Raw genomic sequence first — 13105 nt, 5'->3', positions numbered from 1 at the left:
CCTGGCGCATGTTCGGTTCTGATCGAATCAGAAGTCTAGCGCCAAGCGAGAATCCGCATCTCTGGTCTTGCGAAGCTGCGCTCCGGCTGCCCGCTCTGCTTCGGCTGGGGCGCGGCAACGCGCTCGAGACGCGCGCGCAGATCGGCGTTGTATTGCTTCATCTGGTTGCGCAGTTCGCGCCGGCCGAAAGCGGTCAGCGAGGGATCAGCGAGTTGCAGCCAAGCGGCGCGAAGCCATTCCTGCAACGCGCGGATGTCTTGATCCAAGATCTCTGGTTGGGTCATGCCGCCAAACCGCGTGAGAATCGATCAAGACGCGAGTAGGTCTGATTCGTCAGACAATACCTAGGACAAAATAGCGTCAGGGTTGCATTTCCAACGGCTGATCAGTGCCATCCTCATTCGACCTCATCCGGATTCGAGCGCAACATGTCCATCGCGACCCAGATGCCGGCAAGCACCGCGGCGATCATCGCGACGTGCCGGATCTGCGTGGTGGAAAAGCCGAGATCCTCGTGAGCGACATATTCCAGTATGATTGCCGCGTACCCCGCGACAACGACGGCGGCGATGATCGTGGGCAGGTCGAACTTGTTTTCCATGGCGGCACCGCGGTCCTACGGCGCCCTGTCTAGCGCGCCGAAACGCCGACCGCTGTGACGTGGTTCACGTCAGCTATTCAAACCGTGCCGCTGTCTCGTGTCGGCCCTGGACGGGTAGAGAAAGATGACTTGGGCCTCAGGGAGTTGGAGCGGGACGTGCGGCGACGTGCTGACCACGCGCTGACTTCCGTCGGTCTCGGTGTAGCTCCTCAGAGTCTCCAGCAACAGGAAGAATTTTTCGGCAAGCACGGCAGCCTCCATCAGTGCTTTCTAATCTGTGCGAGGCGCGCCGCTAGCAATTCAATCAATTAAACGAGAGGTTGCAGGCGCAAACCGCTGCTGCAGCGCAATCGCAGGTGCCGGTGACGAAGCCAGACAGAGCTTGCTGGACCGTTCTGTCATGCTGCGCCGATCGCAAATGCTCGACGTCCCGTAGTCGCCCGGATGGATCGCGCCTCAGAATTTGCGTATGACACGATCGTTCCACCAGACATCATCGCGCTGATGGGGCGGGGGATGATGCGACGAGGCTCGGTCTCTAGGTTGACCGAGCCTCGTCCTTTTTGTTTTCGGCGGTTCACGAATATCGGCACGCCGGGCGCGTCGACCTCGCTCTAACAAGCATTCTCCTGAGCCCGCTTTTTCAACTCGCGATCGATCAGCGTTTGCGTCCGGCGTATCGCGAGCGCCTCCAATGGCGTTCGCATCAGGCCGGTCCTCGCTTGGTCGCCGATCCAGAATACCCAGCGCCAGACGTGGCGCTGCCTGGTTTTCTCGACGGTGAACTCAATCCCTTGGTGCTGCATGGCCAGCGGCTATGATGAATCTCTGCGCCCCTCATCGTGGACTTGCCTCACCAGAGTCGAATGGTCTGCTGATATTGTCGTGATATCGCGATGTGTCTGCATCGTTCGGTATGAAGAAATCCAGCGCGTTCAATCTTTGCTTCTCAAAAGTTGGGCCCCGGCTTGCTCGGGGGACAATCGCCGGGGCCCTTGGGAAGGTGGATCATGTCGTCCCAATCGACGGGACGATAACCTGGGAGGCAGCCAGGCGTTCCGAATTTTCCTAAGAATGATGCCGAACTATCCCGATTTACGTGAAGGTGATCGAGGAACGACGCCGGTTCGGACCCGTTGGAAATATCTAGTCTCGGAGTCGAAGATGCCAGAAGAGAATGATCTTGAAGGGCCGCAGGACCAAGGCGCCGAACGCAAGAGCGAAGTGATGGGCGATCCACGCGTTGGCCCGACGCGCATGAGAGCAACATGAGCCGCGCTTTTGTCAGGGAAGGCGAGGGTAAGCTCGACGATCTGCCCGATCGGCCGATTTCGGACGCGCGAAACGATGTCACCAGGGAAGGCCTTGCCCAGATCGAGGCCGCAGTCGCGGCCGCGCAAGAAGCGTTGGTGGCGGCACAGGCGGAGGGCGACCGCTCGGCGATCGCGAGCGCCTCACGTGACTTGCGTTATTGGAGCGCGAGGCGCGCTTCCGCCAATGTGGTGGCAGAGCCCGAGGACGACGGCCAGGTTCGGTTCGGACATGCCGTTACAATCCTCCGCGATGACGGTCGACAACAGACCTTTCGGATCGTCGGCGAGGACGAGGCGGATCCTGCTCACGGCACCGTCTCGCACGCCTCACCATTGGCGCGAGCGCTGTTTGGCAGGAGGGTGGGAGACGTTGTCCGCGTTGGCAGCGGTGAGGCGGAAATCCTCAACGTCTCCCGTATGAATGCGCTTGGCGAGGGGTGACCGCTGGTGCCGAGAGCGCTCGGTCTCAAACTACATCACATCGGCAAAAACGTCGTCGATCACGGCAAGAGACACCGGGATCACAGCCAGTTCGTCCTGCTCCGAAGGACCTGACGTTCCCTTGATGTCCTGGACCACCCGGCTCTTGAAGTTGCGGAGCCACTGCATCGGCTCCTCCCCACTCTGCAGTGCTTGCTCGGCCAATATGTGGCGCATGAGAACAAGCATCGCATGCTGGTAACCGACAAAATCACTATCCATAGCGCTTCCTCGAAATGAACTGGGCAATTCCTCACGGGCCCATCTTATACTTTTTCTTCGGGCCAATCCGCTTGATGAAAAACAAAACCCCCACCGACCGGGAGGAAGGCGGGGGCTCTTGCGGGTGGATGGCACGAGGCCAGGTGAAACCCTAGGTGTCGCCCCAAGGACCCACAATTCTCAGAAAAGCGCCGAGATACGGTTCCGGCAAGGCGATTTTGTAGGCAGCCATCCGACCCACGTTAGTCGGGCTCTTCGCCGGAGCCGCTCGAGCCGGCTTCATCGAGCAGATTCAGCGCGGTGTCGATCTGCTCGAGCAGCCGCTCGATCTCGGCGCGTTCGTTCGCCCCGGGATTCTCCTGCAGCCGCTCGAGCAATTGCTGCTTTTGCGCGAGGAGCTTTGCCGCGGTCGTCATTCGGATCTCCTGGCGCGTCGCCGTGGTGTCAGAGGTCTCGCTGATTGGCTGCGCGCTATCGATTTCTTCCGCCCGATCCAGAACCCTGGTTGCCGGTTCCATTGCTGGATCCCGTCGTCTGTCTCTGGTCAGACTGATCGGGAACGCGCGCGCCCTGCTTCTCCTGGCCGGCCACATAGCCTGACTCGCCGGAGTTGCGGGTCTTGACGCCCTTGTTGGCGTCGTCCTGCATCTGTTGCTTGCCGGGTGTCATCTGCTGCGCCGATGCCGGCAGCGCGATCGCGCTTCCCAGGGCGATGAGCATTGCGATAGTTGAGGTTCGCATGCGCGCTCCTCCCGTGTTGGCTCCTTGCAAAAACGCGCAAGGCGGCAAACGTTTCCGGAGGCGCTGGAATTTAGGCCGGTGCGCTCGGCGAGGGCTATCGCGGTACGGCAGCAGCGCTGTGAGACAGCGCCCGCTCAAGATTGCTGGAGCGGGAATGCATCCAAACGAAATCAGGTTCCCGCTAGCCGGTCCGATAAGCGTCCAGCGCGTGCGCGAGGAAGATACCCACGCTCACCAGCGCGAGGATTGCTGCAGAGGTCTCGATCATTGCTGCACCTCCTGTTGTGCCAGGGAGGCGAGATATCTGCTGCACGATTGTTCCCAGAACAGGTCCAATATGAACTGCATGTTCGCCATCCCTGTTTTCCTTTTGAAACGTAGATAGCTCGCACTTTGTTTCAGGACGTTTTCGTCATCGGTGGAAAATGGTTTCGTGCGATGCAAACGGTCCGGCGCCTGACACAGTCCGCCACGCGAGCGACAAGATCAGGCCACAATCCACGGAGAGCTCGGCTGCGGCGGCGAAGGCATGCAGCGCGTCCGGATCAAGCGCCGGACATCCACACATCATCGTCGCCGCGCCTTGAGCAGAGAGATACTTTCCGTGGATCAATTCTTGCCCGCGGTACCCGGGCTTGATCCTCCGTACTGCGACGATCCGGTGCCGCTCAGCGAGGTGGGACCGGCGGCTGTGCCGTTCGGATTACCCAAATTTTTCGCGTGGTGCGCGCGGTGATGACGCTTGGCGGCATCCGCCGGCACGAAGGTCAGCGAGAGCATGGCCAAAGTGGTCAAGGCAACTGCAACGAATTTCATTTCACTTCCTCCTGGAGGGATAGGTTCGTGTAGTTGGGCGCCCTGCGGAGGAAAACGAGATCAGGTTTGCATCGCCGCCAGCGAGTTTCGTGCGAAATGAAAACGTGAGCGAGTATGAAAGTCTTCTTGGAAAGAAAGCAGAGCAGGTGAAGCGGAAAGCGCGGAGATGCTCATCAACGCGATCGCCGCTCTGGGAAGGCGACACCGCCGCGACGGCGGAGCATCAGGAACGCGACGCCAGCAGCAAAACCGCGGCAAGATTTGCCACGAACAGCGTCGCATCGATGACGAAAATCCTGAGCATCGGGCCCTTCAATACGGGCCAGTATGCCACCCCGACGCGACCCCCGCGCATCAGGATCGGGAGGTTATAGGCGAACTGGCTGAAGTGGCACGCGGCGAAGAACAGGAACAGCGCAAGCTGCGCGTCAATCGCCTGAAAGAAGGCCGGCCGGGCGAGAAGATAAAGCGACAAGAGACCGATTGGCAGATTGATCCCGCCGAGAAATGCCACGCTGGCGGACAAGGTCGGTGCAATCGGATTGCCGCGCTTCCCGGGGCACCAGGATCTTCAGCGTATTGCGCTGGGCAATGCTGAACTGGATGAATGCGTGCCGCCGAACCAGAGTGCGTTGAGGAGCAGGACGAAATCCGAGAATCGCATGGGCTACTTTCCGTAGAAGGCTTCGCTGCGCACCACACGGCCGGCATCATCGAAGTCCATGAACTCGCTGGCGCGCGTGTCGCCCAGTTGCCACCACACCGTTAGGCGCGCGGTCGTTTCGTCCCAGCTCCAGTCCAGGATTTTCAGGTCTGCGTTTTCGATGCCTCCATAAGCCTTGCGCCAGTAGGCGCGAATGTTCTGGGCGCCAACGACCACGGGAGAATCCGTCAGTTTGAGCGCCAGGGGGCTGCGCATCTCGGCGTTGTCGGCCAAGTGCGAGACGACGGCGTCGATATCAACCTTGCACCAGTTGGCGCACCACGCCTCGACAAAGCGCCCGGCGGCCGCCCGGTCCATTGTCGGTCCGCTCATGCTTCCGCCCTCCTCAAGTGCAACTGCTGAAGAGTGGCACAGTGAAATACTGACGTCAATCAGGTTGACCTGAGAGCGCAGTCAGTTGTTGTCGGCGATGGCTTCCATAACGGCCATCCACGCGGCTGCGCCGGACGGCCCAGCACGATCAAATGCCTCGCGCAGGACCTTCCGCTCGTAGCCCGATGCTCGTTGTTCGATGCGTTGCCCTGCCTGCGTCAGGCGCAGCAATTTGGATCGATGCTGCTCGGGCGACCGATTCGATGTCAGGAGCTTGCGCTCGAGCAACAGGCCGAGCGGCCGGTTCAAAGCTTGCTTGGAAATGCCGAGGACCTCGATCAGCGAGCCGATCGAGATGTCGGGCCGCCGTGCGACGACATAGAGAATGCGATGGTGCGGGCGTGATAGGCCGAGCGTGGCAAGATACTGGTCGGCCGAGAGCGTCATCCCACGCCAACCATAGTACATGAGCTCCAGCGCCGCGTCCAAATCGTGGAGCTTGTTGAGGGAGGCGCGGTGCAGGCCCGCGGCGTGAGAAGCGGTTTTTTGCATTTGCCTATCGTGTCGAATTTGCCGAAGAGAATCTATCCTCGCGCGCGCAGCTCCGGTCGCAGCACCTTCCCCGTTACCATTATCGGTAGCGTCTCAGGAAGCGACTGCGCCGCCGCTAGCGTGCAAACGCGTGAGGACATATGACGCTGCCCTGGACGCGCGACGGCGCTCCTAAAAGGGGCGCTCTTACCCACACACCAACTTCCACCACCAGGCGAACACGCCAGTGAGGAGGGGGGAAGACGTCCGGGAAACCGCCGCGGCTCTCGCGTAGTTGCCGGCGATCTCGAGCATGGCGTTGCGCGACTCGTCGAGGAGGCACAGCGCAGCTTGTTCGCGGGCTACTCGCTCCAATCGACGAGGCTCTTCTGCCTCGTTCGTTGTGGTCCAATTCGGGGGAAAGAGAAGCATTTCCAAACGGTAAATGGGTAGGTCAGGCCTGCTGTCATAAATCTATCACTAAACTCCACTGGGCCCCCATCACTTTTGCTGGATCGATCCTCACCCGAGGAGGCTACGGGGCGTCATGGGTGTGAGTTAATTGAAATCATGTCGCCGCTTGCGGGCTCGAGTCCGGCGCCTGGCGGACATAAAAGCTCTGACCGCATAGCCAACCAGAGCGCCGACAAGAAAGACGCCCACCAACAAATCTGGTGCAGGCAACTCCATGGGAGGATCCCTGCTGGGGTCAATAGCTGATTAATGGCCCAAACGCGCTGAAACTCCCCACACAAACCGGTGAGATTCTGTCCATGGGTGATTAACTCACGCCACAATCACGACTGACGGGCTCAATCAGCGGCGTCTCGGCTTCCTGGAAGGCTGGCAGGTCCAGCGAGGCCGGGCCGAACTTGTTATGGGCCATCCGACAGCTGCGCGCGCAAACCGGCCGATGCTCTGAGCTGTCGCATTGAGACGGATGCGGCCGGCTAAGGTGACCTCGACCATATCGCTGATGATATCATCGCGTATGTTCGTCGTTTGAATTTTGGCGCAAGTGTTTTGGCGCGGGCTGGACATATTGTGTGTGGTGAGCGCGGAGGGACTCGAACCCTCGACCCCATGATTAAAAGTCGGATAGGGCATCTCTGAGAGTCGATGATTAGTGGTGATTGGTGGAACCAAAACCTTCAACTTCTCAAATAGTTAGGTTAAAATATGAGGGATCGCGGATGATCGTCCGGGATCGTCAAAGAGCCCTCGAAACCTAACCTCAAACCTAGTCTCGTGACCCCGTGACTGATCCGGACAATCAGCCTTCCAAGCAGAATAGGGATCGCTCCAAGGACCTCGATCGCAGCCGCCTGTTCACGGAACTCTCCGTGAGCAAGCTCAAGCGACGATCCGGCGAAAAGGGCCAGATTACTTTCCGGGACAAGAAGCAGGACGGCTTGCTCCTCCGGCTCAATGTCTCGGGCGGGAAATCGTGGTGCGTCAGTTTTTACGACAAGGCGCAGCACAAGATGCGGACGGAGAAGCTGGGCGAGTTCAATCCCGGGGCTCCTGACCACACGAGCGTCAAGGCGGCAAGGGATGCAGCCGCCAACTTCAGATCGAACCGATCGACAATACTCGCGGAACGCGCAACGAAGGCTCTCGCGAGCCGGGATAGCTTCGAGGTCGTTGCAGAGCGTTACTTGAAACGCTTCGTGGACGGGAAGCGCAGATCGGCGCCCCAAATCCGGAAGATGGTCGAGAAGCTGTATCCCAAGTGGGGGACGAAGGTGTTTGAGGACATCAGGCGTTCCGACGTTTCCGACCTCCTTGACGAGATCGAGGAGGCGCGCGGCCCCCGGGCGGCAGACGTCACGCTTGCGACGTTGCGCCGCATGATGGCGAAGCACGCTGTCAGCCACGACGATTATTCCTCACCGATCCGGGAAGGCATGGCGCGGATCGAAAATCCGTCAGAGCGTGCCCGGGACCGCATTCTGTCGGACGATGAAATCCGGATCATGTGGAAAGCCTGCGAGGGGCTAGGGACGTTCGGCAACCTTGCTAAGTTGCTGCTCCTGACGGCTCAACGCCGGACGAAGGTCGCGACCATGAAATGGGATGACCTCAATGGCGACGTCTGGACAATCGCGACGGATGACCGGGAGAAGGGCAACGCGGAACGATTGAAGCTTCCCAAGCCCGCGCTCACCGTCATCGAGGCGCAGCGGGAAATCCGGATCAATGAATTTGTGTTTCCGGCCGGCCGTGTTGGTCGACGCGATGGACCGGGCGAACACTTCGGCTCGTTCTCTGCATTCAGTCAGGGCAAGCATGCGCTCGATGTCGCGAGAGGCGCGCTGGAGGCGATCGCGGTCCCCGGGCTCGACACCAAAGAGTATGAGGAGTTCAAGTCGAAAACCGAATACAAGAAATGGAATTGGACGCTCCACGATCTCCGCAGAACGGCACGCTCGTTGATGTCCCGCGCAAAGGTCCGGCCTGACATCGCGGAGCGCGTTCTGGGGCATCGGATCGGCGGCGTTGCTGGCGTCTACGATCGGCATCAATACGATCTGGAGCGGGCACAGGCGCTCGTCGCGTTATCGACGTTGATCATGCGCATTCTGGAGCCTCGGCGCGCGGGGAACGTCGTCCCGCTCGCGCGATGATGTCCTCGACGCAGTACGAGCGCGCTCTGTGCAGGGGACGAGTCCCGGACGCATGCAGACAGGGGACGAGCGCGAAAACCGCTGTGTGCTGCTCCTACTGCGTTCTGACAACGAGTTCTCAAATCTCGGAAGATCGCTCCCGGTCATCGGCATTCGCCGATTTTCCTCTTGATCGTCTGCGATCGATCCGTCAGGATCATCGGATATTGCCGTAACAGATATTCGGCCCGCATCCACGTCCATCGATCATTGCTGATGGGCTTGGTAGTCCGGTAGGTTTGCTTATCGGACCACGCACCTCGCGCGACATCGCCATTGCTTGGCGTTGAACGGCAGAAAGAGGTGTGCAGGTGAAGAAGAACCAAAACGCTCTTATCGAGCGACTTAAGACACGTGGGCCTAACAAGCCCAAGCCAATCAGCGACGTTCGCCAGCTTGTCTCTCGCAAGGAGGCTGCGGCGATCCTTGGCTGCCATCCGGATACGATAAAGAAACTGGAAGATCGCAGAGGCGGCCCTCTCGTTGTGAGGCGGCTGCATCCGAATGGTCGCAGCGTCTTCTATAGGCTTGAAGACATAAATCGCCTCGCGGGCTCTCCCAAAGCAGACGCATCAAATGGAAACCCCACCTCCGCCAGCAACGGAGGTGGGGCCTAACGACTATCATCTGTACAGGAGTTTCCGATCAATGAGACCAAGACCACAGGACATCGATCGATGACAACAATATCAAAGACGCTCGAGCGTATCAAGCCACGCAGTTCCGGTGCTGAGCGCCCGCGCAAATCGTCAGCGACGAGCACTGGCAGCAAGCAATCCGAACAGTTTGCAATGGTGCCTCGCGATTTCTCAACGAAGCCGGGCTTGCATCGTCTGACGACGACGGAGACCGCGTTGCTCCTCGGGCTGCTTCGTGCTGCATTTGGTGAAGACTATCGGCAGCGGGACGAGATCGCTCGTAGAGCAGGACGACGAGCGTTAGTCCGACACCGACAGAAGGGCGGTAAGTATGATGAGGTCGGCAGGCAAGCCGCTCGGAATGCTCGCAACGCAAGCATGGTCCATCAAAAATCAAAATTCAGGCCTGCGGACGTGCTCAAGATCGAACTGTCCGCGACCAGGCTGTTTCAATTGTCGGGCCTATCGCCCGATACAAGGAACCTGCGCAAGCTGACCGATGCCCTTGAGCGATTGCGGAAACCATTGCTCACGTCCAAGCCAGCGCCGTTGCGGAACTATCGTCTGCTTTTGGACGGACAGGTTCGGCTCCACATCCGCGGCGATTGGATAGAGCCTCCTTTCGTCAAGGTGCCGTTGCCATTGCCGACGCGATCGAGGAATGCAACGAACCTGCTTCTGTTCCTGCGCTGCATCAGTGAGGGAGGACACGTCCCTTTGCGCAGGCTTGCGGTCGAGGTGTTGGCGCTGCACTCGAACAAGCCGTTCGAACAGCGCCGACTGATCGAGCGAGCGTTGGTTGTCGTCAATAGCACAATCGACACGATCAACAAGCGCATCACCACATGGCACGGAAAGGAGTCGATCAGGCCTAACGACGTGCCATTTGTCTACGCCATGCGGATCGATGACGAGGATCGGGTCTATTTCGGACAGGCTCGAAAGCCCAGCCGCCTGCGTGCGATCGACGCCGAGACCGAGGCTACATGGTGACCGTGTTGTCTGACATGAAATCTGAGCAGCGTACCGTGTTGCCTGACATGAATTGCAGCAGCGTACCGTGTCTGCTGACATGCGCCACCGTGTTATCTGACATGAAAATCGGGCGTGAAAATTCGAGAAACGCCTTTGTTACAGGGAGAACCGTGTTTTCAAGCCGATCCCTTATAGAACACATACAAGATCACCTTTGTAGAGAGATCAAAGAATTAAGAAAGAATGAGCGCTGCGCGCTCGCTCGATCCTCCGGATCGATAATTCAAACCGGGAGCCTTCCATGAAAAGGAAGATCAAGAGAGAGTATCTACACCCTCTGAGGAGTGCCGTTAAACGTGAACGCCTCGTCCAGTTAACGGAGGAGGACTATGACCGCGCTCGCAATAAGGTCCGGGAACGTCAGCTTGCAAATCGACTGGCCCGCGAAGAACGACGCCGCGCCAAGCTCCTCGAACCTGCTCACCCGAGGTTCATAGAAATAATGCAGGAGCTTGCTGCGTCCGAGTCACGCAAGCAGCGGCACCGCGCCGCGCGTCGACTGATGGCACATTTCACCGTCCGACTCGAAGAGTCTTAAAGGGGATGAAGCCCACCCAATTCTATCGATAGTATTTCCTTAACTCGTCGATCTCGCTAGCGTCGATATCAATATCGACACTGCAGCGTACGTCGTCGATAGTCGTGCTTTCCGGAGATTTAGCGTCGAACTGCACGGTCACCTCGGCCAAGTAGTGTCCCGGGATCACTTCAGTTGTGGCAAATTCGTCGAATACCTCGCGATCTTCGTCTCCGTTCCAGGAATAGGTCTCAACCGCTATCTCCAAGCTGACCTCAGCGCACGCTTGAAATTCGAGCTGACACACAAACTTAATACCCTGTTGCGAGATGACATTCAGGTGCGTCAACTGGATTTCGTCGACGGCTTGCACGGTCGCATTCGCGAGGCTGACACGGACGTTGGGCCGAGAGCCGCCCAAGAGATAGACATCAGCATCTATCAGATACTGGCCTAATCTCTCCTCTAGATCGCTACTGTTCTTGAGGCACCACAGCAAGCTGTCGTGGAGCGCTGTAGTCACCGTCGCCTTCGAGATGATCTCAGCAAGACTTTCTACGAGCACAAGCTCTGACGCGTGCGCGCAGCAGTGCGCCATGTCAGGGTCTCCGGAAACGATATAGATTTTCTTTCCCATCGTCGCCGCCCGCTGCCGCAATGACGAGACAACGAATGCATCCGGGAACTCCGACTTCTTCTTTCCGCTGAACGGGGGACGTCCATGAAAGTAATCGTCGAAGATTTTGTCGACCTCCGTGCTAAGCGGGACTTCAATCGCGACTACATCGTCCATAAACGTGTCAAAAAGACTTCGAAGCTTGTCTTCGGCCTCGAGGGCATGCAACGCGGTTGCTGCGTACGCACTATCCAGTTGACGGAGCACCACGTCATGCTTTTGCAAAGCGGAGCGCGCATTTTCAAGACTCTCTTTGATCTTGCTGAGCACTTCCGACCGCGTCACGCTCGTCGTCAGAATATGCACCTGACCTGATTGGGCTAGCTCCCTTATACGCGAGCAAGACCTCGACTGCCAATTGAGCCGCTCGCGGACGAACGCGTGCGTGTCGATGAATACTTGGTCCGTTTCCAACTGGTCAGTAGCAGTCTCAGACGTCATTCCGCATTCCTCAGCCTTACCCGACTCAGTAGTACGACGCGCAGCGAGTAATTGATACCGAGACTAACGAAGCAGCACAGGGCGATTTCTGTGAAAATACGGGCGAGAGACCATGCGGACGCCCGCAATCCCCCCAGGAACCGCTCCGCTGCCCGGGAAACCGCCTCCAAAACATCCCCCGAACGACGCACAGAAACAGGAGATAGACCCAATGGGCGGACGTGACGATGAGGACCAATATCGATGGGCAGGGAAGGGCACGCGACAGCGTGAAAGACTGACGCTAGCCGACATTCCACGCCGTATCGGAAAAGCGAGACCACAGCCCCGCCCAGAAATCCGCACCCCAATGAAACAGGAAATAGAGGAGGGGATCAGCGGGAGAGATATGAAGGAGTGGATACGCCGGCTGCTCCTCGATTACGACATGTCTCACGCTGACATCTGCGCCACGCTGAAACGAGATGGACATTCCGTCACACCCGTCACCGTCTCACATATTCGAGCCGAGATGCAGGAAGTGCTGCGCATGCTGACTAGGCCGGACATCGGTCTTATCGATCCAACGGCATTGGCCAGATATCGGCGTAGGCGTGCAAAATGAATGTCGGCTTGTAGTGAGTGTTGATCTGAGGGCAGGGGGCCATCAATGCCCGATTTCTTGGTGTCATGACGCACCGATATTTGGTCCCATTTTTGGTGGCAGCCACACATGCCCACCTGTCCATATTTTTCGAACGTCTCTCCTCCGCGATCACCTGATTTGCAAAATAAGATCAGTTCCTATGACTCGATATCACGTGGCAACGCGGAGAAAGCCCTATGATTAGTGGCTTTCTGCCAAGGGGCTAGTCTTGAGGCTAGGCATGAGGTTACGTTTCGCGCCCTAAACGGCGGCATTCCGCGTCGTCGGAAATGGAGCGCAGATACGTGACGGGAAAGCGCAATGCACGGCACCATCAAATCACGTCCTAGCGTTCGGCAATCTGCCGTGACCTCCGGCCGCCGGATGTTCAATCGCGTCGAAGGGCTCGACATGCGGACATCTCACGCTCTGCGTTTCAGAGACTTGATCCGGATTTACACCCACGATGCAGGCGGCGAGGAGAAGATTACCGAGTCCCAACGTGCGCTCATTCGCGACATAGCGCTGCTGCAGTGCCAGTTAGAAGACATGCAGGCCGAATATGCACACTCGGGCAAGTTCACACCGAAAGACCGCGTCGAGTATCAGCGCATTGCGAACTCGATGCGTCGCCACATGCGCGACGTCGGCCTGACGACGTTGAAATCAGAGCGTGATGATGACGACGACCTAGCAGTCTGCTGAAGAACCCCCTCGCCACCGAGGGGGCTTGATGATTCACTTGTCATCTCGAATCGGCGGAGATG

At 58.4% G+C, this 13105-nt stretch carries 15 protein-coding genes and 1 pseudogene; 6 read left to right on the top strand and 10 right to left on the bottom strand.

Going from position 1 to position 13105, the window contains the following annotated elements; genetic code table 11:
• Positions 1–35: 35 nt before the first annotated feature.
• Together ACZXDY_RS28420 and ACZXDY_RS28415 are read right to left on the bottom strand one after the other, a co-directional pair.
• Positions 36–284, bottom strand: coding sequence for a hypothetical protein (locus tag ACZXDY_RS28420; protein WP_028165536.1), 249 nt, complete (start codon positions 282–284; stop codon positions 36–38).
• 113 nt (positions 285–397) lie between these two features.
• Positions 398–601 (bottom strand): hypothetical protein, encoded by a 204-nt coding sequence (locus ACZXDY_RS28415; protein ID WP_028165535.1) that lies wholly within the window; start codon positions 599–601, stop codon positions 398–400.
• A gap of 1268 nt (positions 602–1869) precedes the next feature.
• Here ACZXDY_RS28415 and greA point away from each other — a divergent pair.
• On the top strand, positions 1870–2355 hold the full coding sequence (gene greA, locus ACZXDY_RS28410) for a transcription elongation factor GreA (RefSeq protein ID WP_028165533.1): 486 nt from the start codon (positions 1870–1872) through the stop codon (positions 2353–2355).
• A 30-nt stretch (positions 2356–2385) separates the two neighbouring features.
• Here the strand turns inward: greA and ACZXDY_RS28405 are convergent, their stop codons facing one another.
• The 7 genes and pseudogenes from ACZXDY_RS28405 to ACZXDY_RS28375 all read right to left on the bottom strand — a co-directional run bounded on the left by ACZXDY_RS28405 (position 2386) and on the right by ACZXDY_RS28375 (position 5761).
• Positions 2386–2616, bottom strand: coding sequence for a hypothetical protein (locus ACZXDY_RS28405; protein ID WP_028165532.1), 231 nt, complete (start codon positions 2614–2616; stop codon positions 2386–2388).
• A gap of 242 nt (positions 2617–2858) precedes the next feature.
• Positions 2859–3032 (bottom strand): hypothetical protein, encoded by a 174-nt coding sequence (locus ACZXDY_RS28400; protein ID WP_196237316.1) that lies wholly within the window; start codon positions 3030–3032, stop codon positions 2859–2861.
• A gap of 55 nt (positions 3033–3087) precedes the next feature.
• Complete coding sequence (locus tag ACZXDY_RS28395; protein WP_464347765.1) at positions 3088–3357, bottom strand: hypothetical protein; 270 nt, start codon at positions 3355–3357, stop codon at positions 3088–3090.
• 609 nt (positions 3358–3966) lie between these two features.
• Positions 3967–4173 carry a hypothetical protein gene (locus ACZXDY_RS28390; protein ID WP_028165531.1) on the bottom strand — a complete coding sequence of 69 codons (207 nt, stop codon included), beginning with the start codon at positions 4171–4173 and terminating at the stop codon, positions 3967–3969.
• Between the two features lie 223 nt (positions 4174–4396).
• Positions 4397–4837 (bottom strand): annotated as a pseudogene (locus ACZXDY_RS28385) (hypothetical protein).
• A gap of 3 nt (positions 4838–4840) precedes the next feature.
• Complete coding sequence (locus ACZXDY_RS28380; RefSeq protein ID WP_464347764.1) at positions 4841–5209, bottom strand: nuclear transport factor 2 family protein; 369 nt, start codon at positions 5207–5209, stop codon at positions 4841–4843.
• An 81-nt stretch (positions 5210–5290) separates the two neighbouring features.
• Positions 5291–5761: a MarR family winged helix-turn-helix transcriptional regulator gene (locus tag ACZXDY_RS28375; RefSeq protein ID WP_464347763.1), complete on the bottom strand. Its 471-nt coding sequence runs from the start codon at positions 5759–5761 to the stop codon at positions 5291–5293.
• 1235 nt (positions 5762–6996) lie between these two features.
• Between ACZXDY_RS28375 and ACZXDY_RS28370 the strand changes: the two genes are divergently transcribed.
• The 3 genes from ACZXDY_RS28370 to ACZXDY_RS28360 all read left to right on the top strand — a co-directional run bounded on the left by ACZXDY_RS28370 (position 6997) and on the right by ACZXDY_RS28360 (position 10037).
• Positions 6997–8367: a tyrosine-type recombinase/integrase gene (locus ACZXDY_RS28370; RefSeq protein WP_464347762.1), complete on the top strand. Its 1371-nt coding sequence runs from the start codon at positions 6997–6999 to the stop codon at positions 8365–8367.
• A 344-nt stretch (positions 8368–8711) separates the two neighbouring features.
• Entirely contained in the window at positions 8712–9023 is a 312-nt protein-coding gene (locus ACZXDY_RS28365) for a helix-turn-helix transcriptional regulator (RefSeq protein ID WP_464347761.1), read from the top strand.
• Positions 9024–9230: 207 nt separating this feature from the next.
• Positions 9231–10037, top strand: coding sequence for a hypothetical protein (locus ACZXDY_RS28360; protein ID WP_464347760.1), 807 nt, complete (start codon positions 9231–9233; stop codon positions 10035–10037).
• 602 nt (positions 10038–10639) lie between these two features.
• On the opposite strand, the gene ACZXDY_RS28355 is transcribed toward ACZXDY_RS28360, so the two are convergent.
• Positions 10640–11713 carry a PIN domain-containing protein gene (locus ACZXDY_RS28355; protein WP_464347759.1) on the bottom strand — a complete coding sequence of 358 codons (1074 nt, stop codon included), beginning with the start codon at positions 11711–11713 and terminating at the stop codon, positions 10640–10642.
• A gap of 211 nt (positions 11714–11924) precedes the next feature.
• Between ACZXDY_RS28355 and ACZXDY_RS28350 the strand changes: the two genes are divergently transcribed.
• Positions 11925–12317 carry a hypothetical protein gene (locus ACZXDY_RS28350; protein WP_464347758.1) on the top strand — a complete coding sequence of 131 codons (393 nt, stop codon included), beginning with the start codon at positions 11925–11927 and terminating at the stop codon, positions 12315–12317.
• 342 nt (positions 12318–12659) lie between these two features.
• Entirely contained in the window at positions 12660–13043 is a 384-nt protein-coding gene (locus ACZXDY_RS28345) for a hypothetical protein (protein WP_464347757.1), read from the top strand.
• Positions 13044–13105 lie beyond the last annotated feature (62 nt).

The sequence above is a fragment of the Bradyrhizobium sp. LeoB3 genome, assembly GCF_055456055.1.
Note: the sequence above shows the minus strand (reverse complement) of the source record. Positions and strands in the feature narration are given on the sequence as shown.

What these genes read in the sequence shown, in the direction of transcription:
- ACZXDY_RS28415 (WP_028165535.1), bottom strand. Translation starts at nt 601, where the DNA reads ATGGAAAACAAGTTCGACCTGCCCACGATCATCGCCGCCGTCGTTGTC.
- ACZXDY_RS28390 (WP_028165531.1), bottom strand. Translation starts at nt 4,173, where the DNA reads ATGAAATTCGTTGCAGTTGCCTTGACCACTTTGGCCATGCTCTCGCTG.
- ACZXDY_RS28350 (WP_464347758.1), top strand. Translation starts at nt 11,925, where the DNA reads ATGGGCGGACGTGACGATGAGGACCAATATCGATGGGCAGGGAAGGGC.
- ACZXDY_RS28355 (WP_464347759.1), bottom strand. Translation starts at nt 11,713, where the DNA reads ATGACGTCTGAGACTGCTACTGACCAGTTGGAAACGGACCAAGTATTC.
- ACZXDY_RS28395 (WP_464347765.1), bottom strand. Translation starts at nt 3,357, where the DNA reads ATGCGAACCTCAACTATCGCAATGCTCATCGCCCTGGGAAGCGCGATC.
- ACZXDY_RS28380 (WP_464347764.1), bottom strand. Translation starts at nt 5,209, where the DNA reads ATGAGCGGACCGACAATGGACCGGGCGGCCGCCGGGCGCTTTGTCGAG.
- ACZXDY_RS28420 (WP_028165536.1), bottom strand. Translation starts at nt 284, where the DNA reads ATGACCCAACCAGAGATCTTGGATCAAGACATCCGCGCGTTGCAGGAA.
- ACZXDY_RS28405 (WP_028165532.1), bottom strand. Translation starts at nt 2,616, where the DNA reads ATGGATAGTGATTTTGTCGGTTACCAGCATGCGATGCTTGTTCTCATG.
- greA (WP_028165533.1), top strand. Translation starts at nt 1,870, where the DNA reads ATGAGCCGCGCTTTTGTCAGGGAAGGCGAGGGTAAGCTCGACGATCTG.
- ACZXDY_RS28345 (WP_464347757.1), top strand. Translation starts at nt 12,660, where the DNA reads ATGCACGGCACCATCAAATCACGTCCTAGCGTTCGGCAATCTGCCGTG.
- ACZXDY_RS28375 (WP_464347763.1), bottom strand. Translation starts at nt 5,761, where the DNA reads ATGCAAAAAACCGCTTCTCACGCCGCGGGCCTGCACCGCGCCTCCCTC.
- ACZXDY_RS28400 (WP_196237316.1), bottom strand. Translation starts at nt 3,032, where the DNA reads ATGACGACCGCGGCAAAGCTCCTCGCGCAAAAGCAGCAATTGCTCGAG.